This window comes from Rhodanobacter sp. G1, assembly GCF_055397855.1.
In genome coordinates, this window is sequence record NZ_AP039674.1 from 971,697 (window position 1) to 997,018 (window position 25,322).

The 25,322-nt window shown below is 66.1% G+C and carries 31 protein-coding genes and 1 pseudogene; 26 read left to right on the forward strand and 6 right to left on the reverse strand.

The features are described 5' to 3' along the window. The first annotated feature begins 2 nt into the window (after positions 1–2). The 18 genes from rplN to ACZ5Z2_RS04400 all read left to right on the forward strand — a co-directional run bounded on the left by rplN (position 3) and on the right by ACZ5Z2_RS04400 (position 10,944). Positions 3–371, forward strand: coding sequence for a 50S ribosomal protein L14 (rplN, locus tag ACZ5Z2_RS04315; protein WP_007513359.1), 369 nt, complete (start codon positions 3–5; stop codon positions 369–371). A gap of 14 nt (positions 372–385) precedes the next feature. Continuing rightward, complete coding sequence (gene rplX, locus ACZ5Z2_RS04320) at positions 386–700, forward strand: 50S ribosomal protein L24 (RefSeq protein WP_192157047.1); 315 nt, start codon at positions 386–388, stop codon at positions 698–700. Positions 701–711: 11 nt separating this feature from the next. After that, entirely contained in the window at positions 712–1,251 is a 540-nt protein-coding gene (rplE, locus tag ACZ5Z2_RS04325; RefSeq protein WP_192164571.1) for a 50S ribosomal protein L5, read from the forward strand. Between the two features lie 10 nt (positions 1,252–1,261). Then, on the forward strand, positions 1,262–1,567 hold the full coding sequence (gene rpsN / locus ACZ5Z2_RS04330; protein WP_464760739.1) for a 30S ribosomal protein S14: 306 nt from the start codon (positions 1,262–1,264) through the stop codon (positions 1,565–1,567). A gap of 222 nt (positions 1,568–1,789) precedes the next feature. Further along, positions 1,790–2,185 (forward strand): 30S ribosomal protein S8, encoded by a 396-nt coding sequence (gene rpsH, locus ACZ5Z2_RS04335; protein WP_464760740.1) that lies wholly within the window; start codon positions 1,790–1,792, stop codon positions 2,183–2,185. A 10-nt stretch (positions 2,186–2,195) separates the two neighbouring features. Next, on the forward strand, positions 2,196–2,723 hold the full coding sequence (gene rplF, locus ACZ5Z2_RS04340; protein ID WP_464760741.1) for a 50S ribosomal protein L6: 528 nt from the start codon (positions 2,196–2,198) through the stop codon (positions 2,721–2,723). A 97-nt stretch (positions 2,724–2,820) separates the two neighbouring features. Then, positions 2,821–3,174 carry a 50S ribosomal protein L18 gene (gene rplR, locus ACZ5Z2_RS04345; protein WP_464760742.1) on the forward strand — a complete coding sequence of 118 codons (354 nt, stop codon included), beginning with the start codon at positions 2,821–2,823 and terminating at the stop codon, positions 3,172–3,174. Positions 3,175–3,283: 109 nt separating this feature from the next. Beyond that, positions 3,284–3,793, forward strand: coding sequence for a 30S ribosomal protein S5 (rpsE, locus tag ACZ5Z2_RS04350; protein ID WP_181301007.1), 510 nt, complete (start codon positions 3,284–3,286; stop codon positions 3,791–3,793). Then, positions 3,786–3,983, forward strand: a complete 198-nt coding sequence (gene rpmD / locus ACZ5Z2_RS04355; protein WP_192157034.1) for a 50S ribosomal protein L30 — start codon at positions 3,786–3,788, stop codon at positions 3,981–3,983. Before rpsE ends, rpmD begins: the two co-directional genes overlap by 8 nt. Continuing rightward, on the forward strand, positions 3,983–4,420 hold the full coding sequence (gene rplO, locus ACZ5Z2_RS04360; RefSeq protein ID WP_464761660.1) for a 50S ribosomal protein L15: 438 nt from the start codon (positions 3,983–3,985) through the stop codon (positions 4,418–4,420). The genes rpmD and rplO overlap by 1 nt, the downstream gene beginning before the upstream one ends. Positions 4,421–4,424: 4 nt before the next feature. Further along, a complete protein-coding gene (gene secY, locus ACZ5Z2_RS04365) occupies positions 4,425–5,747 on the forward strand; it encodes a preprotein translocase subunit SecY (RefSeq protein ID WP_464760743.1) in 1,323 nt (440 codons plus the stop codon). 137 nt (positions 5,748–5,884) lie between these two features. After that, positions 5,885–6,241, forward strand: a complete 357-nt coding sequence (rpsM, locus tag ACZ5Z2_RS04370) for a 30S ribosomal protein S13 (protein ID WP_464760744.1) — start codon at positions 5,885–5,887, stop codon at positions 6,239–6,241. 12 nt (positions 6,242–6,253) lie between these two features. Then, on the forward strand, positions 6,254–6,640 hold the full coding sequence (gene rpsK, locus ACZ5Z2_RS04375) for a 30S ribosomal protein S11 (RefSeq protein WP_007513384.1): 387 nt from the start codon (positions 6,254–6,256) through the stop codon (positions 6,638–6,640). 11 nt (positions 6,641–6,651) lie between these two features. Further along, positions 6,652–7,278: a 30S ribosomal protein S4 gene (rpsD, locus tag ACZ5Z2_RS04380; RefSeq protein ID WP_464760745.1), complete on the forward strand. Its 627-nt coding sequence runs from the start codon at positions 6,652–6,654 to the stop codon at positions 7,276–7,278. A 15-nt stretch (positions 7,279–7,293) separates the two neighbouring features. Then, positions 7,294–8,292, forward strand: coding sequence for a DNA-directed RNA polymerase subunit alpha (locus tag ACZ5Z2_RS04385; RefSeq protein WP_181301024.1), 999 nt, complete (start codon positions 7,294–7,296; stop codon positions 8,290–8,292). Positions 8,293–8,532: 240 nt separating this feature from the next. Then, entirely contained in the window at positions 8,533–8,916 is a 384-nt protein-coding gene (gene rplQ, locus ACZ5Z2_RS04390) for a 50S ribosomal protein L17 (RefSeq protein WP_464760746.1), read from the forward strand. Between the two features lie 157 nt (positions 8,917–9,073). Beyond that, positions 9,074–9,595, forward strand: a complete 522-nt coding sequence (locus tag ACZ5Z2_RS04395) for a disulfide bond formation protein B (protein ID WP_464760747.1) — start codon at positions 9,074–9,076, stop codon at positions 9,593–9,595. Then, on the forward strand, positions 9,592–10,944 hold the full coding sequence (locus ACZ5Z2_RS04400) for a class II 3-deoxy-7-phosphoheptulonate synthase (RefSeq protein WP_464760748.1): 1,353 nt from the start codon (positions 9,592–9,594) through the stop codon (positions 10,942–10,944). The genes ACZ5Z2_RS04395 and ACZ5Z2_RS04400 overlap by 4 nt, the downstream gene beginning before the upstream one ends. A gap of 20 nt (positions 10,945–10,964) precedes the next feature. Here the strand turns inward: ACZ5Z2_RS04400 and ACZ5Z2_RS04405 are convergent, their stop codons facing one another. Together ACZ5Z2_RS04405 and ACZ5Z2_RS04410 are read right to left on the reverse strand one after the other, a co-directional pair. After that, the gene (locus ACZ5Z2_RS04405; RefSeq protein ID WP_464760749.1) at positions 10,965–11,243 is read right to left on the reverse strand and encodes a hypothetical protein; all 279 of its coding nucleotides are present in this window, start codon (positions 11,241–11,243) and stop codon (positions 10,965–10,967) included. A 14-nt stretch (positions 11,244–11,257) separates the two neighbouring features. Further along, the gene (locus ACZ5Z2_RS04410) at positions 11,258–12,862 is read right to left on the reverse strand and encodes an amidase (RefSeq protein ID WP_464760750.1); all 1,605 of its coding nucleotides are present in this window, start codon (positions 12,860–12,862) and stop codon (positions 11,258–11,260) included. A gap of 97 nt (positions 12,863–12,959) precedes the next feature. On the opposite strand from ACZ5Z2_RS04410, the gene ACZ5Z2_RS04415 reads away from it, so the two are divergent. The 6 genes from ACZ5Z2_RS04415 (at position 12,960) to secF (ending at position 19,774) form a co-directional block, all read left to right on the forward strand. After that, complete coding sequence (locus ACZ5Z2_RS04415) at positions 12,960–13,727, forward strand: c-type cytochrome (protein WP_464760751.1); 768 nt, start codon at positions 12,960–12,962, stop codon at positions 13,725–13,727. Beyond that, positions 13,724–15,004, forward strand: coding sequence for a c-type cytochrome (locus tag ACZ5Z2_RS04420; RefSeq protein WP_464760752.1), 1,281 nt, complete (start codon positions 13,724–13,726; stop codon positions 15,002–15,004). Before ACZ5Z2_RS04415 ends, ACZ5Z2_RS04420 begins: the two co-directional genes overlap by 4 nt. A gap of 49 nt (positions 15,005–15,053) precedes the next feature. Then, positions 15,054–16,184 (forward strand): tRNA guanosine(34) transglycosylase Tgt, encoded by a 1,131-nt coding sequence (tgt, locus tag ACZ5Z2_RS04425; protein WP_464760753.1) that lies wholly within the window; start codon positions 15,054–15,056, stop codon positions 16,182–16,184. Positions 16,185–16,371: 187 nt separating this feature from the next. Beyond that, a complete protein-coding gene (yajC, locus tag ACZ5Z2_RS04430; protein ID WP_464760754.1) occupies positions 16,372–16,701 on the forward strand; it encodes a preprotein translocase subunit YajC in 330 nt (109 codons plus the stop codon). A 154-nt stretch (positions 16,702–16,855) separates the two neighbouring features. Next, positions 16,856–18,748, forward strand: coding sequence for a protein translocase subunit SecD (gene secD, locus ACZ5Z2_RS04435; protein WP_464760755.1), 1,893 nt, complete (start codon positions 16,856–16,858; stop codon positions 18,746–18,748). Between the two features lie 69 nt (positions 18,749–18,817). Beyond that, positions 18,818–19,774 (forward strand): protein translocase subunit SecF, encoded by a 957-nt coding sequence (gene secF / locus ACZ5Z2_RS04440; protein WP_464760756.1) that lies wholly within the window; start codon positions 18,818–18,820, stop codon positions 19,772–19,774. Positions 19,775–19,910: 136 nt separating this feature from the next. On the opposite strand, the gene murU is transcribed toward secF, so the two are convergent. The 3 genes from murU to ACZ5Z2_RS04455 all read right to left on the reverse strand — a co-directional run bounded on the left by murU (position 19,911) and on the right by ACZ5Z2_RS04455 (position 22,239). Beyond that, on the reverse strand, positions 19,911–20,615 hold the full coding sequence (gene murU, locus ACZ5Z2_RS04445) for an N-acetylmuramate alpha-1-phosphate uridylyltransferase MurU (protein ID WP_464760757.1): 705 nt from the start codon (positions 20,613–20,615) through the stop codon (positions 19,911–19,913). Positions 20,616–20,697: 82 nt separating this feature from the next. After that, positions 20,698–21,744 (reverse strand): aminoglycoside phosphotransferase family protein, encoded by a 1,047-nt coding sequence (locus ACZ5Z2_RS04450; protein ID WP_464760758.1) that lies wholly within the window; start codon positions 21,742–21,744, stop codon positions 20,698–20,700. Between the two features lie 93 nt (positions 21,745–21,837). After that, entirely contained in the window at positions 21,838–22,239 is a 402-nt protein-coding gene (locus ACZ5Z2_RS04455) for a hypothetical protein (RefSeq protein WP_464760759.1), read from the reverse strand. Between the two features lie 462 nt (positions 22,240–22,701). On the opposite strand from ACZ5Z2_RS04455, the pseudogene ACZ5Z2_RS04460 reads away from it, so the two are divergent. Continuing rightward, positions 22,702–23,007 (forward strand): annotated as a pseudogene (locus ACZ5Z2_RS04460) (DNA methyltransferase); the annotation flags it as partial. Positions 23,008–23,084: 77 nt separating this feature from the next. Here ACZ5Z2_RS04460 and ACZ5Z2_RS04465 read toward each other — a convergent pair. Beyond that, a protein-coding gene (locus ACZ5Z2_RS04465) for an IS3 family transposase (RefSeq protein ID WP_464759034.1) occupies positions 23,085–24,241 on the reverse strand; the annotation gives its coding sequence in 2 pieces (ribosomal slippage) (positions 23,085–24,001 and positions 24,001–24,241; 1,158 coding nt in all). 179 nt (positions 24,242–24,420) lie between these two features. Between ACZ5Z2_RS04465 and ACZ5Z2_RS04470 the strand changes: the two genes are divergently transcribed. Next, complete coding sequence (locus tag ACZ5Z2_RS04470) at positions 24,421–25,320, forward strand: glycosyltransferase family protein (RefSeq protein ID WP_464760760.1); 900 nt, start codon at positions 24,421–24,423, stop codon at positions 25,318–25,320. Positions 25,321–25,322 lie beyond the last annotated feature (2 nt).

The following is a 25,322-nucleotide window of genomic DNA, read 5'->3' on the forward strand; positions in this document are numbered from 1 at the left end:
ACATGATCCAGATGCAAAGCACGCTCTCCGCGGCGGACAACAGCGGTGCCAAGGAACTGATGTGCATCAAGGTGCTCGGCGGCTCCAAGCGCCGCTACGCCGCGATCGGTGACGTGATCAAGGTCACCGTGAAGGATGCCATTCCCCGCGGCAAGGTGAAGAAGGGCGAGGTGTACAACGCCGTGGTGGTACGTACCGCCAAGGGCGTGCGCCGTCCCGATGGCTCGCTGATCCGTTTCGACGGCAACGCAGCGGTGCTCCTCAACAACAAGCTCGAGCCGATCGGCACCCGTATTTTCGGGCCGGTCACCCGCGAGCTGCGCAGCGAGAAGTTCATGAAGATCGTCTCGCTCGCGCCCGAAGTGCTCTGAGCGAGGTCCTGAACATGAACCGTATCCGCAAGGGTGATCAGGTCCTCGTGATCACCGGCAAGAACAAGGGTCAGCGCGGCGAAGTGCTGCGCGTGGAAGGCGAGCGCGTGTTCGTCTCCAACGTGAACCTGATCAAGCGCCACACCAAGCCGAATCCGCAGGCCAACCAGGCCGGCGGCATCGTCGAGCGCGAGGCTTCGATCCATCTCTCCAATGTGCAGCTGTTCAACCCCGCCACGAACAAGGGTGAACGCGTTGGCACCAAGACGCTCGCTGATGGGCGCAAGGTCCGCGTGTTCCGTTCGAATGGCGAGGTCGTGGACGCGTAAGGATTAATGACATGACGCGCCTTGAGACGTTTTACAAAGAGCAGGTAGTGCCGAAGCTCACCGAGAAGTTCGGCTACCAGAACGTGATGCAGGTTCCCCGCATCACCAAGATCACGCTGAACATGGGCGTGGGCGAAGCCGCGGGCAACAAGAAGATCCTCGAGAACGCCGTGGCCGACATGGCGAAGATCTCGGGCCAGAAGCCGATCACGACCAAGGCGCGCGTTTCCGTGGCCTCGTTCAAGATCCGCGACGGCTGGCCGATCGGCTGCAAGGTCACCCTGCGCCGCGCCCAGATGTTCGAGTTCCTGGATCGCCTGATCAACATCTCGCTGCCCCGTACCCGCGACTTCCGCGGCGTGTCGGGCCGCGCCTTCGACGGCCGTGGCAACTTCAACTTCGGCGTGAAGGAACAGATCATCTTCCCGGAAATCGACTTCGACGCCGTCGATGCGATGCGCGGCATGGACATCGCGATCACCACGACCGCGAAGACCGATGCCGAGGCCAAGGCGCTGCTGGAAGCCTTCAGCTTCCCGTTTAGGAACTGAGAGATTACTTATGGCAAAGACCTCGATGGTCAACCGCGACATCAAGCGGACCAAGCTCGTCAAGAAGTACGCCGCCAAGCGTGCGGAACTGAAGGCGATCGTGCTGAGCACCACCGCCTCCTACGAGGAGAAGATGGAAGCGCAGGGCAAGCTGCAGAAGCTGCCGCGCGACGCCAGCCCGATCCGCCAGCGCACCCGCTGCGCGCTGACCGGCCGTCCGCGCGCCGTGTACGCCAAGTTCAACCTCGGCCGCAACAAGCTGCGCGAAGCCACCATGCGTGGCGACGTGCCCGGCCTGCGCAAGGCCAGCTGGTAAGATCCACACTGGGGTAGGGCGGGAGCGATCCTGCCTGACCCGATGCGGCGGCAGTCCTTGAAGACTGCCGTCGCCGGCGCAATTTTGGCGCCGATGTTCGCAAAGCCGGTAAAAGCTGCTATAGTCGTTGGTCTGCGCAACGCAGGCTGGCGCTTTGCCAGCATCACAATCTAGAAGATTTCCGGTTTTATCGGATATCGGTGCACTCTGAAGGATGTTTTCATGAGCATGACTGATCCCATCGCCGACATGTTCACGCGTGTCCGCAATGCCCAGCTGATGGGCAAGCCGACGGTGAGCATGCCGTCGTCGAAGCTGAAGGTGGCCATCGCCAACCTTCTCAAGAACGAAGGCTACGTACTCGACGTGCAGACCGCCCAGGCGGAAGGCAAGCCCGTTCTCGAAATCCGTCTGAAGTATTTCGAGGGCCGTCCGGCCATCGAGTCCATTTCCCGCGTCAGCCGTTCCGGTCTGCGCATCTACCGCGGCAAGGATGAACTGCCGAAGGTGCTCGGCGGTCTGGGCATCTCGATCATCTCGACGTCCGCCGGTTTGCTGACCGACGCGCAGGCCCGTTCCAAGGGTCTGGGCGGCGAAGTCATCGGCCAGGTCGCTTAAGGAGCCGACGATGTCACGTGTTGCCAAGAAGACGATCAATCTGCCGAAGGGCGTGGAGCTGAAGGCTGCGGCCGACGGTGTTTCCGTGAAGGGCCCGAAGGGCACCCTGTCCATCCATGCGCTGCCCGGCGTGTCGCTGAAGGTTGAAGGCGATGCCGTCAACATCCAGCTGGCCGAGGGCGCCGACGACAAGTTCGGCGGCACCGCGCGCGCGCTGCTGGCGAACATGGTCAAGGGCGTGTCCGAGGGTTACGAGCGCAAGCTGGAGCTGGTCGGCGTGGGTTACCGCGCGTCCATGGCCGGCAAGGCGCTGAACCTGAGCCTGGGCTTCTCGCACCCGGTGGTGTTCGAGGCTCCGGAAGGCATCACCCTGGAAACCCCCACGCAGACGGAAATCCTGATCAAGGGTGCCGACAAGCAGGTGGTGGGCCAGGTGGCCGCCAAGATCCGCGCCTTCCGTTCGCCGGAGCCCTACAAGGGCAAGGGCGTGCGCTATGCCGGCGAGAAGATCACCCTGAAGGAAGCCAAGAAGGCCTGAGTACGCTTTCCCTGCGTGTGGAAGCGGCCATCCATGGCCGCACTACTCACAAGAGCATTGCGTAACTACTGCCGATCCGCTTTCGAGGAACAGACAGATGAACAAGAACGAATCCCGCCTGCGCCGCGCCAAGTCCACGCGTTCGCACATCCGCAAGCTCGGCGTGGCGCGCCTGTCGGTGCATCGCACCGGCCAGCATCTCTACGCCCAGGTGTTCGCCGCCGACGGCCAGAACGTGGTGGCAGCCGCCTCCACCGTGCAGAAGTCGGTGGCCGAGGGCCTGAAGGGCACCAAGAACCTCACCGCCGCCGCTGCAGTGGGCAAGGCCGTGGCCGAGCGCGCACTGGCTGCCGGCGTGGAGTCGGTGGCGTTCGATCGCTCCGGTTTCCGCTACCACGGTCGCATCAAGGCACTGGCCGATGCGGCGCGTGAGGCTGGCCTGAAGTTCTAAGTATTGGGGCGGGATTCCCTGAGTCCCTGCCTCGCATCAGCAGTACACAACAACAAGCGGCCCAGCCGCAAGCAAAGTCCCGGATGGTCCGGGCACACGGAATCGAGAAATGTCTTCGAACGATCGCGAAAATTCAGACGGCCTGCTCGAAAAGCTGATCGCCGTCAACCGCGTGGCCAAGACCGTCAAGGGTGGCCGCCAGATGAGCTTCACCGCGCTGACCGTGGTCGGCGACGGCGAGGGCAAGGTTGGCTTCGGCTATGGCAAGGCGCGTGAAGTGCCGGTCGCCATCTCCAAGGCGATGGAGCGCGCCCGCCGCAACATGGTGAACATCGACCTGAACAACGGCACCCTGTGGTACGCCATCAAGGCCAACCACGGCGCGGCCCGCGTCTACATGCAGCCGGCCTCCGAAGGTACCGGCGTGATCGCCGGCGGCGCCATGCGCGCGGTACTGGAAGTGGTGGGCGTGAAGAACGTGCTGGCCAAGGCCGTCGGTTCGCGCAACCCGATCAACCTGGTGCGCGCCACCATCAAGGGCCTGCAGGCGGTCGCTTCGCCGAAGCAGATCGCCGCCAAGCGTGGCAAGACCGTGGAAGAGGTGCTGGGCAATGGCTAAGAAAAACGAAACCGCCGGCACCGTGCGCGTGCGCCTGGTGAAGGGCCTGCGCGGCGTGCAGGCGCGGCATCGCCTCAGCGTCAAGGCGCTGGGCCTGAACAAGACCAACGACGTCAGCGAGCTGAAGGACAGCCCGCAGGTGCGTGGCCTGATCAACACGGTCTATTACCTGGTGCAGGTCGAGGAGTAATCATCATGCGTCTCAACGACATCAAGCCCGCCGCCGGTTCGCGCAAGACGCGCCTGCGCGTGGGTCGTGGCATCGGCTCCGGCCTCGGCAAGACGGCCGGCCGCGGCCACAAGGGTCAGCACGCCCGCGCCGGCGGCACCCACAAGTACGGCTTCGAAGGCGGCCAGATGCCGCTGCAGCGCCGCCTGCCCAAGGTCGGCTTCCGCTCCAAGCTGAAGGCCGAGAGCCAGCAGGTGTTCCTGTACCAGCTCGCCAGCCTCAAGGCCGACGTGATCGACGTGGTCGAGCTGCACAAGGCCGGCCTGATCGACAGCCGCGCCAAGAAGGTCAAGGTGGTGCTGAAGGGCGAGATCGGTCGTGCGGTGAAGCTCTCGGGTCTGCTGGCTACGGCCGGCGCCAAGGCTGCCATCGAGGCGGCCGGCGGCAGCGTGGAGTAATCGCGTGGCCCAGGCCAACGGCAACGCACTCGGCAAGCTCGGCAAACTGACCGAGCTGCGCCAGCGCATCTTCTTCGTGATCGGTGCGCTGATGGTGTTCCGTCTCGGCTCGTTCATTCCCGTGCCGGGCGTGAACCCCGATGCGATGAGCAATCTGGTCAACGGCAACGGCCTGATGGACATGTTCAACATGTTCTCGGGCGGCGCCCTGTCGCGCTTCTCGGTGTTCGCGCTGGGCGTGATCCCCTACATCTCGGCATCCATCGTGGTGCAGATGATGGGGTCGGTGATCCCGAGCCTGCAGGCGTTGCGCAAGGAAGGCGAGTCCGGCAAGCGCCGGATGACGATGTATACCCGCATCGGCACCGTGGGCCTGGCGCTGTTCCAGTCCTTCGGCATCGCGGTGGCGCTGCAGAAGCAGGTGGCCGCGGGCGGCGCGCCGGTGGTGTACATGCCGGGCTTCGGCTTCGTGTTCGCCTCGGTGGTGGGCCTGACCGCCGGCACCATGTTCCTGATGTGGCTGGGCGAGCAGATGACCGAGCGCGGCATCGGCAACGGCATCTCGCTGCTGATCTTCGCGGGCATCGTGGCCGGCCTGCCGGGCGCGGTGGTGCACACCCTGGGCATGTCCAGCAACGGCGAGCTGTCGGTGCTGATGCTGCTGGTCGTGTTCGCCGTCGTGCTGGGCGTGACCGCGTTCTGCGTGTTCATGGAGCGCGCGCAGCGCCGGATCACGGTGAATTATGCGCGGCGTTCCGGCGGCCAGCGGGCCTACCAGAACCAGAGCTCGAACCTGCCGCTGAAGATCAACATGTCGGGCGTGATCCCGCCGATCTTCGCCTCCAGCCTGCTGATGTTCCCGGCCACCGCGATGAGCTGGTTCGGCACCGGCCACCAGGCGCGCTGGCTGCAGGATATGACCCAGGCGTTGAGCCCGGGCGAGCCGCTGTACGACATCGTGTTCGCGGTACTGGTGATCGGCTTCGCGTTCTTCTACACCGCCATCGTGTTCAACGCGGACGAGACGGCGGACAACCTCAAGCGCTCCGGCGCGCTGATTCCGGGCATCCGTCCGGGCCGCGCCACGTCGAACTACATCGACGGCGTGATGACCCGCTTGACCGGTGTGGGCGCGCTGTACCTGGTGCTGGTCTGCCTGGTGCCGTCGTTCATGCAGAAGTTCTGGCACGTGCCGTTCTACTTCGGCGGCACCTCGCTGCTGATCGTGGTGGTCGTGGTGATGGATTTCACGGCGCAGGTGCAGGCGCATCTGGTCAGCCACCAGTACGAAAGTTTGCTCAAGAAGGCCAATCTCCGCCGCAACTAGTGGCTGCTGGGCGCGGGAGATGGGTCGAAACCCCGGAGGGCCGGGCGGTGTTGAGCGCCGCAGGGCTTTCCTGACAAGTTGATTCAAGATAGAATTGCGCGTTTACCGCGCACGAAAGCACTCGGAGAAAGCACATCATGGCGCGCATCGCAGGTGTCAATTTGCCGGTCCAGAAGCATGTCTGGGTTGGCCTGCAGAGCATTTACGGTATCGGCCGCAGCCGGGCCAAGAAGGTCTGCGCGGACGCTGGCGTGGTTCCCACCACCCAGATCAAGTCGCTCAGCGAGGGCGAAGTGGAAAAGCTTCGCGCGGAAATCGCCAAGTACATCGTGGAAGGCGATCTGCGCCGCGAAGTGGGCATGGCCATCAAGCGCCTGATGGATCTGGGCTGCTATCGCGGCCTGCGCCATCGTCGCGGCCTGCCGGTGCGCGGCCAGCGCACGCGTACCAACGCACGCACCCGCAAGGGTCCGCGTCGCGCCATCAAGAAGTAACGGATCGAGAATATGGCCAAGCCTGTCAAGACCAAGAAGAAGATCAAGCGCGTTGTCACGGATGCCGTGGCCCACGTGCAGGCCTCCTTCAACAACACCATCGTCACCATCACCGATCGCCAGGGCAACGCCCTGTCGTGGGCGACTGCCGGCGGCGCGGGTTTCCGCGGTTCGCGCAAGTCGACCCCGTTCGCTGCCCAGGTCGCCGCCGAGAAGGCTGGCCGTGCCGCAGGCGACTACGGCGTGAAGACCGTGGAAGTGCGCATCAAGGGCCCGGGCCCGGGTCGTGAGTCGGCCGTGCGTTCGCTGAATGCCTTGGGTTACAAGGTGCTCAACATCATCGACGTCACGCCGATTCCGCACAACGGCTGCCGTCCCCCCAAGAAGCGTCGAGTCTAAGGAGCACAACCATGGCACGTTATCGTGGAGCTACCTGCAAGCTCGCCCGCCGCGAAGGCGCCGACCTGAGCCTCAAGAGCCCGGCCCGCGCGATCGACTCCAAGTGCAAGCTGGAGAACAAGCCCGGCCAGCACGGCGCCAACAAGCGCATGCGCATGTCCGACTACGCCGTCCAGCTGCGCGAGAAGCAGAAGGTCAAGCGCATCTACGGTGTGCTCGAGCGCCAGTTCGGCAACTACTACACCAAGGCTTCGACCCTCAAGGGCAACACCGGCGAGAACCTGCTGCGCCTGCTCGAGAGCCGCCTGGACAACGTCGTCTACCGCATGGGCTTCGCGGTCACCCGCGCCCAGGCCCGCCAGATGGTTTCGCACAAGGCGGTGCTGGTCAACGGCAAGAAGGTCAACATCCCGTCCTACCAGGTCAAGCCCGGCGACGCGATCGCGCTGACCGAGCGTGCCCGCAGCCAGCTGCGCGTGCAGGAAGCGGCGACCGTGTTCGACACCATGGATCTGCGTCCGGGTTGGGTCGAAGTCGACAGCAAGAAGTTCGAAGGCACGTTCAAGGCGGTGCCGGATCGCGGCGACCTGCCGTCCGACATCAACGAAGCCCTGATCGTCGAACTTTACTCGAAGTAATCACCGGAGCCCTGCATGGCAGTTTCGTCTACTAGCGTGCTGCGGCCGCGTGGCCTCAGCGTCGAACAGCTTGGCGCCAATCGCGCCAAGGTGGTGGTCGAACCGCTCGAGCGCGGTTTCGGCCACACCCTGGGCAACGCGCTCCGCCGCGTCCTGCTTTCCTCGATCCCCGGCAGCGCCATCGTCGAGGTCGAGATCGACGGCGTGCTGCACGAATACACCACGCTTGAGGGGCTGCAGGAGGACGTGATCGAAGTCCTGCTGAACCTCAAGGACGTGGCGATTCGCCAGCACACCGGCGACGAAGTCACCCTGACCCTGTCCAAGAAGGGCAAGGGCGTGGTCACGGCCGGCGACATCGTCGTCGACCACTCGGTGGAAATCATCAATCCCGAGCACGTGATCTGCCACCTGACCAAGGACATCGCGCTCAACATGCGCCTGAAGGTGCGTCGCGGCGTGGGTTACCAGCCGGCCAGCTCGCGCGTCCATCCGGACGACGAGGCGCGCCCGATCGGTCGCCTGCAGCTCGACGCCTCGTTCGCGCCGGTGCTGCGCGTGGCCTACGAAGTGGACGCCGCTCGTGTCGAGCAGCGCACCAACCTCGACAAGCTGGTGCTGGACATCGAGACCAACGGTACCATCGGTGCCGAGGACGCGGTGCGCAAGGCGGCCGAGATCATCAACGACCAGCTGTCGGTGTTCGGTGACTTCTCGCGTCGCGAGAGCGCCACCGACAAGGCCGAGAAGAGCGGCTTCGACCCGCTGCTGCTGCGCCCGATCGACGATCTGGAGCTCACCGTGCGTTCGGCGAACTGCCTGAAGGCCGAGAGCATCTACTACATCGGCGACCTGGTGCAGAAGACCGAGGTCGAGCTGCTGAAGACCCCGAACCTGGGCAAGAAGTCGCTCACCGAGATCAAGGACGTCCTTGGCTCGCGCGGTTTGGCCTTGGGCATGAAGCTGGAGAACTGGCCGCCGGCCGGCCTCTCGCACGGCATGCAGTTGGGTTGATGAGTTATTTGTGCGATCGTCCTTGATCGCCGTGTAGCAAATCCTCAAGCGGGGCGCATCTTGCGCTCCGCTTGAGCGCTAAAAGCGGCCATCCATGGCCGCACTCCTCACAAGAGCTTTCGCTCCGATGGGGATTTAAAGGAGCCTCGCGTTGATGAGGCCATAAAAGCGGGTAACCGCGGGGTGCTGGACACAGGTGCCAGCGCTTCATAACAACAGACCACATAGAGAGTATTCGCCATGCGCCACATGAAATCCGGTCGCAAGCTCAACCGCACCAGCGCCCACCGCGAAGCGATGTTCAAGAACATGGCTTCGTCGCTGTTCAAGCACGAGCTGATCAAGACCACCCTGCCGAAGGCCAAGGAACTGCGCCGCGTCGCCGAGCCGCTGATCACGCTCGCCAAGACCGACGGCGTCGCCAATCGCCGCCTCGCTTTCGCGCGCCTGCGCGACAAGGAAGCGGTGGGCAAGCTGTTCGTCGAACTGGGTCCGCGCTACCGCGAGCGTCCCGGCGGCTACCTGCGCATCCTGAAGTGCGGCTTCCGCGACGGCGACAATGCTCCGATGGCCTACGTCGAGCTGGTCGGCCGTCCGCAGGCCGAGGCTGTCGACGCCGAGTAAGCATCGCCGCATACGGACATCCAGACGTCCAAAAGAAAACCCCGGCCGGGCGACCTGCCGGGGTTTTCTTTTGCGCGGAGAAGCGCCCCGCAGGCGGATGCTGACAGCCCGGCGGCAAGCGGGTAATGTCGCGTCTTCGCCTCATTTTTCTCCGCCCATGAATCCCTTGCGTTGGTCGTTTCGCATCAGCCTGCTGGCGGGCTTCCTCGTCTGTGCCGGCCTGATCGGTTTCGCGCTGTACGCGCAGTACGTGCTGCAGATGGATCCGTGCCCGCTGTGCATCCTGCAACGCGTGGCGTTCATTGCGCTGGGCGTGGTGTTCCTGGCCGGCGGCCTGCATGCGCCTCGCGGCGGCGGCCGATGGTTCTACGTGGCGCTGCTGGTGCTGGTTGCGCTGGTCGGCATTGGTATCGCCGCGCGCCATCTGTGGATCCAGTCGCTGCCGCTGGATCAGGTGCCGAGCTGCGGCGCGCCGCTGGGTTACCTGCTGGAAACGCGTGCCAGCAACGGCGGGCTGGTGCGTGTGCTGCTCAAGGTGCTGAGCGGCTCCGGCGAATGCGCCAAGGTGCAGCCCATCCTCGGCCTGTCGATGCCGTGGTGGTCGCTGATCTGGTTCGTGCTGCTGGGCGCGTGGGCGGTGCTGGCCGGCGTGCGCCGCCCGACGGCGGCGCGGCGATGAACCCTGGCCAGGACTGGACACCTTCGTCGTGGCAGCAGCGCACGGCGCTGCAGCAGCCGCAGTACGAGGATGCCGTCGAACTGGCGCAAGCCACTTCGCAGCTCGCGCAGCAGCCGCCGCTGGTGACTTCCTGGGAGGTGCTGGCGCTGAAGCAGGCACTGGCCGAAGCGCAGGAAGGCAAACGCTTCCTGTTGCAGGGCGGCGATTGCGCGGAGAGTTTCGCCGACTGCAGCAGCCCGATCATCTCGAACCGGCTCAAAGTGCTGCTGCAGATGAGCCTGGTGCTGGTGCACGGGCTGAAGCAGCCGGTGCTGCGCGTGGGCCGCTTCGCGGGCCAGTACGCCAAGCCGCGTTCGGCCGACACCGAGACGCGCGATGGCGTGACCCTGCCCAGCTTCCGCGGCGACGTGGTCAACGGCCCCGAGTTCACCGCCGAAACGCGTCGCGCCGATCCGCAGCGGCTGATCCGCGCCCATGCGCATTCCGCGCTGACGATGAACTTCGTGCGCGCGCTGATCGACGGCGGCTTCGCCGACCTGCACCATCCGGAATACTGGGATCTGGCCTGGGTCGAACACTCGCCGCTGGCCGCCGAATACCGCCGCATGGTGGCGGGCATCGGCGACTCGCTGCGCTTCATGGAAACCCTGGCCGGGCCGATCGCCGGCTTCACCAAGGTGGATTTCTTCACCTCGCACGAGGCGCTGCTGCTGCACTACGAGCAGGCGCTCACGCGGCAGGTGCCGCGCCACCCGGGCTGGTTCAACCTGTCCACCCACTTTCCGTGGATCGGCATGCGCACCGCGGCGCTGGGCGGCGCGCACGTGGAATATTTCCGCGGCATCCGCAACCCGGTTGCGGTGAAGGTGGGCCCTTCGGTGACGCCGGATCAGTTGCTGCCGCTGATCGACGCGTTGAACCCGCAGGACGAGCCGGGCCGGCTCACCCTGATCCATCGCATGGGCAACGCGAAGATCGCCGAGGCGCTGCCGCCGCTGCTGCAGGCGGTGAAGCGCGAAGGCCGGCGCGTGCTGTGGGTGGCCGATCCCATGCACGGCAACACCGAGAGCACCGCCAACGGCTACAAGACGCGGCGCTTCGACAACATCCGCGGCGAACTCGACCAGGCCTTCGACATCCACGCCGCTGCCGGCACGCGGCTGGGCGGCGTGCACCTGGAGCTGACCGGCGAGGACGTCACCGAATGCACCGGCGGCGCGCGCGGCCTGTCCGAGTCCGACCTCGAACGCGCCTACAAGTCGATGGTCGATCCGCGCCTCAACTACGAGCAGTCGCTGGAATTGGCGATGCTGATCGTGCGCAAGTCGGCGGGCGGGCAAGCGGACTGAGCGTGCCGGAGGCGACGGGTTCAGCCCGTCGTTTCCAGTGTTTCTTTCGCCTCGCGCGCCTCGCCGTCTCCGGGCGGCGGGAAGTGGTACCACGCCTCGTGCGGCGACGCCCGTTTGCAGGACAGGCACTGTGTCATCGCCCAGTGGTGGCCGCAACCGGGGCAGCAGCCGGCCGTCCAGAACGTATTCCATCGCGTGCCGCAGCCGGAGCCGGGTTCGCCGGGCGAGCAGTACCAGCGGCTGTCGGGGCGCGGCTCCCAGGCGCAGAGCGGGCAGTGGATGTGGGGTTGGCGTTCCATGCGGCTTCCTTGGCTTATCGCTTCGACGATGCGGCTACCGGCTTGCCGTCCACCGTATCCAGGAACCTTGGCGCCTGCCACGCATGCGTGTGCTGCTCGAAGCCGTAGGCGATGGCGATGAGCGTGGGCTCGCTCCACTTCGCGCCGAACAGCACGATGCCCACCGGCAGGCCGTGCGCCCAGCCGGCGGGCAGGGTGATCGAGGGGTAGCCGGCCACGGCGGCAGGCTGCGAGGGGCCGCCGATGGTGGGATCGCCGCTGACCACGTGGTCGCCCAGCACGAGGTCGGTCATGAAGGCAGGCCCCCACGATGGCGCGAGCAGCGCGTCGAGATGTTGCGACTGCAAGGCGGCATCGATGCCCTCCGGGCCCGACAGCCGCTTCGCTTTCGTCAGTGCGTCGAGGTAGGCCGGATCGGTGAGCGGGCCGCGCGCCTCGGCCTGCTCGAAGATCTCCTGCCCGAACCACGGCATCTCTTCGGCAGCATGCGCGTCGTCGAAGGCGATCAGGTCGGCCAGCGTGTGCACTTTCAGACCGGTGCGCGTGGCGAGATAGGCGTTGATGTCGTGCTTGAAGTCGTACTGCAGCACGGTGTTCTCGGCGTCGCCGAGTTCGTTGATGTGCGGCAACTGCACCGGGTCGACGATGATCGCGCCCTGCGCCTTTATCGCGGCGATGGCTTCATCGAGCACACGGTCGGCGTTCGGCTCGACGCCGCCCAGCGCGCGCACCACGCCGATGCGCTTGCCGCGCAGGCCGTTCGGGTCGAGGAACCTGGTGTAGTCGGTGGCGTGCTGGTCGGCATCGGCGGTGGCCGGGTCACGCGGGTCGCTGCCGGCGATCGCCGAGAGCAGGGCGGCCGCGTCGGCCACACTGCGCGCCATCGGGCCGGCGGTGTCCTGGTTGTGGCTGATCGGCACGATGCCGGCGCGGCTCACCAGGCCCAGCGTGGGCTTGATGCCGACCAGGCCGGTCATCGAGGCGGGGCAGATGATGGAGCCGTCGGTTTCTGTGCCGATCGCCGCCGTCGCCAGCCCGGCGGCCACTGCCGCGGCGGAACCCGTGCTGGAACCGCAGGGATTGCGATCCAGCGCGTAGGGATTCTTCGTCTGGCCGCCCACGGCAGTCCAGCCGCTGCTGGCGTGGGTGGAGCGGTAGTTGGCCCACTCGCTGAGGTTGGCCTTGCCGAGGATCACCGCGCCGGCCGCGCGCAGCTTCGCCGCCACGGTGGCATCGTGCGGCGCCGGCGCGCCGGCCAGCGCCAGCGAGCCGGCGGTGGTCTGCTCGCGGTCACCGGTGTCGATGTTGTCCTTCAGCAGCACGGGGATGCCGTACAGCGGGCCGTGCCTTTTCGTGCGCTTCGCATCGAGCGTGGCGGCGATCTTCAGCGCGTCGGGATTGGCCTGCAGCACCGAGTGCAGCGCGGGGCCGTTGCGGTCGATGCGCCGGATGCGCGCGAGGAAGTCCTGCACCAGCGCCCTGCTGCTCAGGCTGCCGTCGTCCATGCGCTGCTGCAGCTGGGCGACGGAGGCGTAGTCGTCGCGCTGCTGCGCGGCCAGCGGCAGGCTGGCGAGCAGGGCGGCGGCCAGCAGCGAGCGGGCGAACAGTCTGCGCGTCATGGCATTCCCCGGCGGTTGCGACATGCTGTCGCGATGTGCGGAGCATACCCCGGCCACGCTGCCCGATCTGCATATACTCCGCAGCATGAAATCCCCCATGTCTTGCCTGGCGCATGCCGTTGCCGCGCGCCTCGCGCGCTGCCTGACGGCGCTCGCCTTGCTGTCGCTGCCGCCGGCATTTGCGGGTACGCCGGCCGTTTCGTCGAGCGCCACCGCGCCGCCGGTGCCCGATACCTTGCAGCAGCGCATCGCCGCCTGCGTCGCCTGCCATGGCGCGCATGGCGAGGGCTCGCCCGGCAGCGGTTTCTTCCCGCGTCTTGCCGGCAAGCCGGCGGGCTACCTCGCGCGGCAGCTCGCGGATTTCCAGAACGGCCTGCGCCAGTACGCGCCGATGGAATACACCGTGCGCGGATTGAACGCGGACTACCTGCGCGAGATCGCCGGATACTTCGCGGCGCAGCAGGTGCCGTATGCGCGCTCGCCGCTGCCCATCCTGCCCGCGCAGGCGCTGCAGCGCGGCGAGCAGCTCGTCACGCAGGGCGATGCCGCGCGCGGCGTTCCCGCCTGTTCGCGCTGCCACGGCAGCCAGCTCACCGGCGTGCAGCCGGACATCCCCGGCCTGGTGGGCATGCCGTACGACTACATCAGTGCCCAGCTCGGCGCGTGGCGCACGCACACGCGCGCCACCGTGGCACCGGACTGCATGGCCGAAGTGGCGGGCCGGCTGAGCGAGTCCGACATCACCGCCGTGGCGGCGTGGCTGGCCAGCCGCGAACTGCCTGCCGACATGCACGCGCAGCCCGCTGGCAGCGTGCAGCCGCCGCTGCGTTGCGGCGTGCTGGCCGGCAACGGAGCGGGCACGTGAGGCGGTTGCTGCGTGCCCTGTTCGCCGCGGTTTTGCTGGCGCTGGCGCTGCTGGCGGGATGGCTGTTGCGTCCGCTCGGCAACGCTTCGGTTCCGCGCAGCGCCAGCGCGGTGAGCGAGGCCAGCTTGCGCGACCCTGCGCTGATCGCACGTGGCGCGGCGCTCGCCGCGGCCGGCGATTGCGCCGCCTGCCACACCGCGCAGGGTGGTGCGCGCTATGCCGGCGGCCGCCTGCTGCCCACGCCGTTCGGAAGCATCGCCACCACCAACCTCACGCCTGATCCCGCCACCGGCATCGGCGACTGGAGCTTCGAGGACTTCTGGCAGGCGCTGCACTCCGGCATTGGCCGGCAACGAGAGCCGCTGTATCCGGCGTTCCCCTACACCTCGTACACCCGGCTCACGCGCGACGATGCGCTGGCGATCTTTGCGTACCTGCAATCGCTGCCGCCGGCGCATCGCGCGGACACGCCGGACGAACTGGCGTTCCCGTACAGCGTGCGCCGTCTGCTGGTGGCGTGGCGCGCGCTGTATTTCCGCGAAGGCATCTACCGGCCTGATGCGAAACAGACGGCCGAATGGAATCGCGGCGCCTACCTCGTGCAAGGCTTGGCGCATTGCAACGAATGCCACACGTCGCGCAACGCGCTGGGCGCGGTCGAGCCGGATCGCTTCCTCGCCGGCGGCGAGATTCCCGCGCAGCACTGGTACGCGCCCGCGCTCGCCGCGCGCACTTCCGGCTGGAGCGCCCAGGACATCGTCAACCTGCTCAAGACCGGTCAGTCCGCCCGTGGCACCGCCTTCGGCCCGATGGCCGACGTGGTGCGGCAGAGCACGCAATACCTGGGCGAGGACGACCTGCACGCCATCGCCGGCTACCTGTCCACGCTGTCGTCGTCACCGCCGCCGCCGGCCTCGCCTGCGCTGTTCGACGCCGGACGCCTGGTGAAACAGGGCGAGAAAATCTACGGGCAGCGCTGTGCCGACTGCCACGGCGCCGACGGCCGCGGCGTTCCGGGCGTCTATCCGCCGCTGGCCGGCAATGCCTCCGTGGTCGAGCCCACCGGCATCAACGCCATCCGCGTGGTGCTGCTCGGCGGCTTCGCGCCCAGCACCGCCGCCAACCCGCGGCCGTATTCCATGCCGCCCTATGCGCAGCCGCTCGACGACGACGAAGTGGCTTCCGTGGCCAGCTACATCCGCCAGGCGTGGGGCAATCGCGCTAGCGCGGTGAGCCCGCAGGAAGTGGCCCGGTATCGGCATACGCCGGAGGACTGACGGTCTTCCGCGGGCGGGAGCGGGGCCGTCGACCTGCGATAATGCCGCGATGACTTCCCTGAAATTCGATCTGCTCGCCACCGACGGCGCCGCCCGTCGCGGCCGCCTTTCCTTCCCGCGCGGCACGGTGGAGACGCCGGCCTTCATGCCGGTGGGCACCTATGGCTCGGTGAAGGCGATGACCCCGCGCGACGTGCGAGAGACGGGCGCGGAGATCATCCTCGGCAACACCTTCCACCTCTACCTGCGGCCCGGCCTGGAGATCGTGGAGAAGTTCGGCGGCTTGCATCGCTTCATCGGCTGGGACAAGCCCATCCTCACCGATTCGGGCGGCTTCCAGGTGTTCTCGCTGGCGCACCGGCGCAAGCTCACCGAGGAGGGCGTGACCTTCGCCTCGCCGGTGGACGGCTCCAAGGTGTTCCTGTCGCCCGAGGTGTCGATGCAGATCCAGCGCACGCTGGATTCGGACATCGCGATGATCTTCGACGAGTGCACGCCGTATCCGGCGACGGAGAAGGTTGCCTCCGACTCGATGGAACTCAGCCTGCGTTGGGCCGAGCGCTCGCGCCGCGCCTTCGACGACCTGCGGAATCCCAACAACCTGTTCGGCATCGTGCAGGGCAGCGTGTACGAGCCGCTGCGCCGGCGCTCGGCCGAGCGGCTGGTGGAGATCGGCTTCGACGGCTACGCGGTGGGCGGCCTCGCCGTGGGCGAGCCGGAAGAGGAACGCAACCACACGCTGGACTTCACCGTGAACCTGCTGCCGCAGGACAGGCCGCGTTACCTGATGGGCGTGGGCCGGCCGGAGGACATCGTGGCGGCGGTGTGCCGCGGCATCGACATGTTCGACTGCGTGATGCCCACCCGCAATGCGCGCAACGGTTTCCTGTTCACCGCCGAGGGCACGCTGCGCATCCGCAACGCCAAGTACGCCGACGACACGCGGGTGATCGAGGAGGGCTGCGACTGCCACGCCTGCGCCAACGGCTTCAGCCGCGCCTACCTGCGCCACCTGGATCGCTGCAACGAAATCCTCGGCAGCCAGCTCGCCACCATGCACAACCTCCGCCACTACCAGCGCCTGATGGCGGGCCTGCGCGAGGCGATCGCGGCGGGGCGCCTGCAGGATTTCGTGGCCGCCTTCCATGCACGCAGGCGGGGTGCCGCGGTCGAGGCTTGAGTTTTCCGTGGCCGTCCGCGCGCCCGCGGCCTTGCAAAGCGTGTCGGGCGCCCCGACTGCATCCGACGGCCGGGCGGGGGTGTCCGGCGCACCGTGCGGTGGATGGGAACGCATGGCATAATCCGTGGTCTTTTATCGGATGTTCAGCGGAAATCCCTGCTGGCGCCATAACTTGCGAGACGAACCGATGAGTCTTCCGATGTCTTTCACGCTGGCCCAGGCCGCCCCGGGCGCCCAGGGCGGCGGCCTTTCCATGATCATCATGATGGTGGTGCTGTTCGGCCTGATGTACTTCATGATGATCCGCCCGCAGATGAAGCGGCAGAAGGAGCATCGCACCATGGTTTCCGCGCTCGCCAAGGGCGACGAGGTGGTGAGCAACGGCGGCCTCGCCGGCCGCGTGGACGACGTGGGCGAAACCTTCATCACGGTCGAGATCGCTCCGAACGTGAAGGTGAAGCTGCAGAAGGGCGCGGTGTCGCAGGTGCTGCCCAAGGGCTCGCTCAAGTCCGTCTGAGCCGCAAGGCCGGGACATAGGCTTTTACGAACAGTGCGACCACGGATGGCCGCTTCTAGACCCTCGCGGTCATGGACGATCGCAAAAATGAACCACGGCCACGGAAGGGCGGCTGGCTGACGTCTGCAACACGGATGGCTGCAAAGGAATACCGATGAGCGATTTTCCACGCTGGAAGTACGTGCTGGTGGTGCTGGCGATGCTGTTCGGCATCCTCTACGCGCTGCCCAACGCTTTCCCGCCGCTGCCAGCAGTGCAGGTTACCGCCGCCAACCAGGGCGGTGCGCCGGTCGACGGCGCGCTGCGCCAGAAGGTGGCCGACGCGCTGGCCAAGAGCCACATCGTTGCGGGCGAGGTCGTGGTGCAGGGCGATCACCTGCTCGCCACCTTCACCAACGCCGACGCGCAGAAGAACGGTGCCGACGCGATCGGCGCCCTGCTCGGCGACGGCTATACCGTGGCCTTCAAGCTGGAGCCCACGGTGCCGCATTGGCTCTCCATGATCGGCGCCAGGCCCATGCCGCTGGGCCTGGATCTGCAGGGCGGCGTGCATTTCCTGATGCAGGTGGATCAGAGCGGCGTGCTCGACAAGCTGGAGAACAGCTATGCCGACGACATCCGCGGCCAGCTGCGCGACAAGAACATCCACTACGAATCGGTGGTGCGCAGCACGGTGGACGGGCAGGGCATCGTGGTGGTGCTGCGCTCGGCGGCCGACCGCTCCAGCGCGGCCGACCTGATCGCCGGCAACTCGCCCGACCTCGCGGTGACCGACGGCCCCAGCACCGGCGACCGCTACGTGCTGTACGCCGCGATCAAGCCGAACAAGCTGCGCAACATCGCGCTGGGCACGATCAAGCAGAACCTCGCCACGCTGCGCAACCGCATCAACGCGCTGGGCGTGTCCGAGCCGCTGATTCAGCAGCAGGGCGAAGACCACATCGTGGTCGAACTGGCCGGCGTGCAGGATCCCACCGGGGCGAAGCGGCTGATCGGCGCCACCGCCACGCTGGAATACCGTTCCAGCGACGGCTATCCCGGTGACCCGCGCGCGCAGGACGCCGCGCGAACCGGCAACATCCCGCCGGAAGACAACCTCTTCTACACCAGCGCCAACCTGGGTCATCAGCCGGTGCTGGTGGGCAAGCGCGCCATCGTCACCGGCGATCAGCTGGTGGACGCCAGTTCCGGCGTCGACCCGAACAACGGCACGCCTTCGGTGAACGTGACGCTGAACGCCAGCGGCGCGTCGAAGATGCAGGACTTCACCAACAACAACGTGGGCAAGCCGATGGCGGTGCTGCTCATCAACACCGTGTACGAAACCAGCACCGTGAACGGCAAGGAAGTGCGCACGCCCAAGACCACCACCGAGGTGATCAACGACGCGCGCATCGAGAGCCCGTTCGGCAAGGTGTTCTCCACCAACGGCCTGGGCAGCTCCAAGGAGGCCTCCGACCTGGCGCTGCTGCTGAAGAGTGGCGCGCTGGCCGCGCCGATGGACATCGTCGAGCAGTACGTGATCGGCCCCAGCCTCGGCCAGGAGAACATCAAGAAGGGCTTCGAAGCGGTGATGCTGGGCCTCGGCCTGGTGCTGCTGGCGGCGGCGGTCTACTACAAGCTGTTCGGCCTGGTCGCCGACATCGCGCTGTTCTTCAATCTGCTGATCCTGGTCGCGGTGATGTCGATGATCGGCGTCACGCTCACCATGCCGGGCATCGCCGGTATCGTGCTGACCCTGGGCATGGCGATCGACGCCAACGTGCTGATCTGCGAACGCGTGCGCGAGGAACTGCGCAACGGCTCCACGCCGCACGCGGCGATCCACGCCGGCTACGACAAGGCCTGGGCCACGATTCTCGACGCCAACGTCACCCACCTGATCGCGGCGCTGGCGCTGATGACGATGGGCACCGGCGCGATCCGCGGCTTCGGCGTCACGCTGGGCATCGGCATCCTGACCTCGATGTTCACTTCGGTGGTGATGACGCACGCGTTCACCGCGCTGATTCACGGCCGCCGCAAGCTCAAGACTTTGTCGGTCTAAATTGAAGAGTGCGGCCATGGATGGCCGCTTTTACCCCGGAAAGGGATTTCCGTATAGAGAAGCCAATCCATGGAAATCTTCAACCACAACAGCAATATCCACTTCCTGCGCATCCGCGTCTTCAGCGTGGCGGTGGCCGTCGTGCTGATGCTCGCCTCCATCGCGCTGCTCGCCACCAAGGGCCTGAACTACGGCCTGGACTTCACCGGCGGCGTGTCGCTGGTGGTGGACTACGTCCAGCCGGTGCAGACCGGCGACGTGCGCGACGCGCTGGACAAGGGCGGCATCGAGAACACTGTGGTGCAGAGCGTGGGCGGCAGCCACGAGGTGTCGATCCGCATGCAGCCCACCAAGGCGATGCTGGACGCCAAGGGCCAGGTTGATCTGGATCGCGTCTCCGGCACGGTGATGCAGGCGCTGAAGGTCGCGCGCAGCGACGCCTCGCTGCGGAGCCGCTCCTCGGTCAGCGCCGAGGTGGGCGCGGAGCTGAAGAGCGACGGCATGGTCGCCGCTGTGTTCGTGATGCTCGGCATCATGGCCTACCTGTGGATCCGCTTCGAGCGCCGCTTCGCCATCGCCGCGGTGCTCACCGAAATCCACGACACGCTGGTGACGCTGGGCATCCTTGCCCTGACGGGACGCGAGTTCGACATGACCGTGCTGGCCTCGGTGCTGGCGGTGATCGGCTACTCGATCAACGACAAGGTGGTGGTGTTCGACCGTATCCGCGAGCTGTTCCGCCTTGCGCGCAAGGCCGAGCCGGAGGAGATCCTCAACCGCTCGATCAACAGCACGCTGTCGCGAACCATCATCACCTCGCTGTTCACCGGCATCACCATGGCCGCGCTGTTCTTCTTCGGCGGCCCGGCGGTGCACAACTTCGCGATCACCATGCTGATCGGCATCCTGGTGGGCACGCTGTCGTCCATCTTCGTGGCCAGCCCCATCCTGCTGTGGCTGGGCGTGTCGAAGAAGGATCTGATGCCGGTGACCCGCGAGAATCCGGAGCTTGCCCGCCGGCCATGAGCCTGCATCGCCCGCGTGGCTGGCGATCCTGATTGCTCTCCCCCGCTTGAGGGGGAGTGGCGCGGAGGGTAGAGCGGACTCTTCCGCGATGCAGACGACGGCCCGGATTCTTCCGGGCCGTTCGCGTTTTCGCGATTCAGTTCGTGAGCGTGGCGTCCAGTTGCGCCAGGCGCTCCGGCGTGCCCACGTCCGTCCAGCGCCCGCGATGCAGCGAGCCGGCCAATGCACCGTGGGCCATCGCCGCTTCCAGCAAGGGGCGCAGCTTGAAACGCGGCGGTTTGGCGTCCGCGCCGGTGGCATCGCCCACCGCTTCGCGCCAGCCGTCCAGCAGTTCGCGGCGGAATACGCCGATGCCGCTGTAGGTGAGCCGCGGTTCGCCATCGGCGTGCAGCCGGCCTTGCGCGTCCAACCGGAAATCGCCACTGGAATGGTGTGCAGGGTTGTCCACCATCAGCAGGTGCGCGAGGCCATCGGGCTGGGCGGGCAGGGCGGCGAAGTCGGCGTCGCACCACACGTCGCCGCTGATCGCCAGCACCGGCTCCGCGCCCAGCATCGGCAGTGCGTTGAGCAGGCCGCCGCCGGTTTCCAGCGGCGTGGCGCCTTCGTACACGTAGCGGATGCGCAGGCCCCAGCGCGAGCCGTCGCCCAGCGCTTCGGGGAACTGCTCCGCGAGATGCGAGGTGTTGATCGCCACGTAGTTCACGCCGATCGCGGCGAGCTTCTCCAGATGCCACACGATCAGCGGTTTGCCGCCCGCGCGCAGCAGCGGCTTGGGCGTGCGTTCGGTGAGCGGGCGCATGCGTTCGCCTAGCCCCGCCGCGAAGATCAGCGCGTGCCTCATGCCGCACCCTTTTCGCGGCGGCAGGGTGTCGTCATCCCAGCGAAGGCCGAGATGACGGGCGTGGAAGATCGAGGGGTTCCCGTCATGCGCACGCCACCTGCGGGAGGTCGCGGCCCGCGGCATGCCGTTCCAGCAAGGCCGCGAAATCGGCCAGCTCGGGATAGCTCCGCGCCACCTCGATCACGTAGCGGTACACCTGCGGCACGTCCTTGAGGTAACCCGGTTTGCCATCGCGGTACCACAGCCGGTAGAACTGCCCCAGCACGCGCACGTGGCGGTGCAGGCCGGTGAGGTCGAACCAGCGCAGGAAGCGCGCCGCATCGACGTTGTCGTCGATCACGCCGGCGCCGAGCAGGCGCTGCCGGTACGACTCCACCCAGCCCTCCACGCGCTCGCGCGGCCACGCGATGTAGGCGTCGCGCAGCAGCGAGGCGAGGTCGTAGGTGAGCGGGCCGTGCAGTGCGCCCTGGAAATCCAGTATTCCCGGACTCGAGAGTCCGCGAGCGACGATGCCGGGGTTGTTGTCCTCCGCCACCAGCAGATTGCGGCTGTGGTAGTCGCGATGCACGAACACGTGCGGCTGGGACAGCGCCTCGCGCATGATCACGTCGAACGCCGCCTCAAGCACGTCCCACTCTTCGCAAGTCGGCGTGTGGCCCAGGTGGCGTTCGAGAAACCATGCGGGCATCACTTCCAGCCCGTTCACCAGCACGGTGTGGTCGAACGGCGGCAGGTCGTCGCAGGCCACGCGCGTCTGCATCGCGAGCAGCGCATCCATCGCGTCGCCGTAGAGCCTGTCCGCGTTCGCGTCGTTCAACTCCGCGAGATAAAGCCGCGAACCCAGATCCTCGATCAGCAGGAAACCCTGCTCCAGATCCTGCGCCGCCACCTTCGGCACGTGCAGCCCGGCGGCGGCCAGCCGCGCGCCCACCGCCAGCCACGGGCGCGGATCTTCGCGCTCCGGCGGCGAGTCCATCACGATCCAGCTTTGCCCGGCGCGCGCGGTGCGCCAGTAACTGCGGAAGCTGGCGTCGGAGGAGGCGGGTTCCAGCGTGAGCGTGGAATCGCCGAGCGTGCGGCGAGCCCACGAGAGGCGAGCGGTGGCGCGGTCGGGTGCGGGAGCGGGCATGGCGAGCGGAGGATTGAAAACACCCTGCAGCTTAGCGATGCGACGGCCGCCGTGCGAGTTGCCGCCCATGGCGGTTCAGGTGTGGGGGAGCGCTCAGGTCGAACGCTTGTGGGCCGCGACGGCGAGCATGGCGATCAATTCGCGCACGAGTTTGCGTCGTGCTTCCGGCAGATCCAGGAACGCCTCGAAGGCGAGACGGTCGTGGCCGCGGACATGATCCGGCCATGTGACATTCGCCTCGCGCACGCCCCTGCGCGTTTGCGCGCCGAACTGCAGCTCGTGCGGCGGCAATCCCACGATGTGGGCCAGAGCCTGCATGTTCGCCTGCTTGGGCAGGTGCTTGCCGGTGAGCCAGCCCGAAACCGCCTGCGCGGTCACGGTTTCGCCGCCGTACTGGGGCACCAGTTTCTCCAGCACGGCAGGGCTTGCCTCGATGCCCGCCGCTTCGAGTGCGGCGAGCAGATGCTTGGCGAAGGCGGACTGTTCGGTCTTCATGGGCGATGACCATAGGCTGCGCCTCTACCTGGAAAGGAAATTCATGCTTTATATAAACATAAAGTTTTGCTTTCATTGGCGGCGAGATTCCTGCCGGTTGCCACCATGCCAAAGTCCCTGCTCGAACAGTTGCCCGAGATCGTTGCCCGCGGTCGCCAGCAGGCGGAGAAGATCCTGGAGAGCCTGGAAGGGCGGCATCGCGTGGGCCTGCAGACGCGCGAATGGGTGTTGCCGTCGAAAGACACGCGCGACAGCGACTGGATCGCCGCCGCAAGCCGACAGGCGCATCTGGGCACGGAAGGCGAGGGCGGTTGGACGAACTGGCTGATCTACGGCGACAACCTGCTGGCGATGGCGGCGCTCTTGGCCGGCGACGAGCACACGCCCAGCCTGCGCGGCAAGGTCGACCTGATCTACATCGATTCGCCGTTCGATTCCAAGGCCGACTATCGCACCAAGGTCATGCTGCCCGGCGTGGAGCTGGAGCAGCGGCCCACGGTGATCGAGCAGTTCGCGTATTCCGATACGTGGTCGGATGGGACGGCGTCGTATCTGGCGATGATCACTCCACGGTTGATCCTAATGCGGGAGCTGTTGGCTGATACCGGATCGATATATGTGCATCTGGATTGGCATGTCAGTCACTATGTGAAAATGGCGCTCAATGAGGTTTTCGGCAAAGCCAATTTCAGAAATGAGATCGTCTGGAGCTATTTTGGTTTCAAACGATCCACATCGCAAAAATTTCCACAAAAGCATGATGTGCTGTTCTCGTATACCAAGTCCGAAGACTATTTCTGGAAAACTCAATACAAGCCACACAATCCAGATTACTTGAAGGGGTTCTACCCCGAAATCACGGACGGTTGTGAAAGGGTGGAAAACTTCAGATCCTGCCTTGCCTGCCTGCGCCGCATCCTCGAATTGTGGAACCGCTCAATGTATTCGAACACATCGGCTCTTGCTGCATCGAGCGTCGGGTACCTCATGCGGTAGATGCGCTCACGCTTGAGCTGGCCGAAGAAGCCCTCGCAAGCCGCATTGTCCCCGCAATGGCCGACCGCGCTCATCGAGCACACCAACGCATTGGCCACCAGATAGTCCTGGTAGTCGCCGCTGCGGAACTGGCTGCCGCGATCCGAATGCAGGATCACCGGCTCGCCTCCCTGGCGCTGCCATACCGCCATCTGCACGGCCCGGATCACCATCTGCCGGTCTTGCCGATGATGCATCGACCCACCCACGACCCGGTGGTCGAACAGATCCAGCACGATGCACAGATACAGCTTGCCTTCGTCGGTCTTGATCTCGGTGATGTCGGTGACCCACTTGGTCTCCGGCTCCAGTGCGGTGAAGTCCCGTTCCAGCCTGTTGCGCACGCCCGGTGGGGCCAGCCCCGGTTGACCCCGCTGGCCGCGCCGCTTCTTGCGTGGCCAACCCTGCAGGCCATCGGCCGCCATCAGGCGCGCGACCCGGTTCAGGCTGGCCGACTCGCCTTCCGCGGCCAGATCCTCATGCATCCGTCCCGCTCCCAGCACGCCACGGCTGTCCTCGTGCAGTTCACGGATACGGCCGAGCAGGCGATCGTTGTCGGCTTGGCGGGCACTGGGCGAGTGCTTGCTCCAATCGTAGTAGCCGCTGGTCGACACACGCAGACAGCGGCACATCAACCGAACCGGAAACTCGTCGCGGCAACGTTCGATCACCCGATACCTCAGGATGATCCCTTGGCAAAGAACGTCGCCGCTTCGCGCAAAAAATCCCGCTCCTTCTTCACGCGCGCCAGCTCGCGTTTCAGGTGCGCCAGCTCCTCGTCCCGGGGCGTCCCGGTTCCGCCGAAGGCCACCTTGCCCTGGCTCTGGGCTTCACGCTTCCAACGGGTCAGCAGGTTCTCCCCGATCCCCAGCTCGCGGGCCACCTGGGCACAACTGACACCCGGTTGGCGGGCCTGCTCAACCGCGCCGCGCTTGAACTCTGCACTAAACTTCCTTCGCTTCGACATGAACACTCCTCAGGGCCTCGATCGGCCTTCTCGTAAGTGTCCGTGAAATCGGGGGGGCCCTAGGAGTATGCGTGGGTTCTGCGTGCGGAACATGGCCTGCGGTAGCCTGACACCAAGAAACGAAGTGGTGTGCCCACGAACCGAAAGACGGCGAAGCGACAACTTCTGTGGAGATCAGCATGCGCACTCTGTGTGTCACGGCGGCCGATGAGGCCTATGCACCGCTCTTGCGCGGACTGGTGCGATCCTTGTTGCCGTGGCAAGCAAGATCTTCCATGTCCTTGGCCTGTTTCGACTTGGGGCTGGCCGTGGAAACGCGGCAATGGCTGAGCCAGCACGTGGCCCACGTGGTGGAGCCGGGCTGGGATCTCGAGGTGGACGGAACGTTACGCATGCAGCAGCCGCACTTGCGGGCGCTCACGGTGCGTCCCTTTCTTCGCGACTATTTTCCTGGCTATTCCGTTTACCTCTGGATTGACGCCGATTGCTGGGTGCAGAAGCACCATGTGCTGGATTGGTACCTTGCGGCCGCATGGCAGGGTAACCTGGCCATTACGCCGGAAGTCCACCATGCCTACCGGCATCAGGCCCTGCAGTTTGAATGGCGGTTGCGGCGCTTGCATGCCTGTTTCGGCCGGAAAGCTGCCGAGAGCCTGCACTGGGCGACTTATTTCAACGCCGGCGTCTTTGCGCTGAAGGACGATGCGCCGCATTGGAACCATTGGCGGGAGACGTTCGATAACGGGCTACGGGCCACCGAGGGCGTGCTCTGTTGCGACCAGACGGCGCTCAACCACCTGCTGTGGACGCGGAGACTGCCGGTTGCTCCCTTGCCTGCGACATGCAACTGGCTATGCCACCTGGCTGTGCCCCGTTACGACACCGTGCGCAAGCGGTTCTGCGAGCCGGTGCTCCCTGGAGCCCCCTTGGGAATACTGCATCTGGCTGCGGGAGCTAAGGACATGCGATTCAAGGTACGCGACGCGGACGGAACGCGCGACATGTCGCTATATTTTCCAGGCGGCCTCGAGACGCCAGCGGAGGCCCGCCCCGATGGCCATGCCCGCGGCACAGCATGATG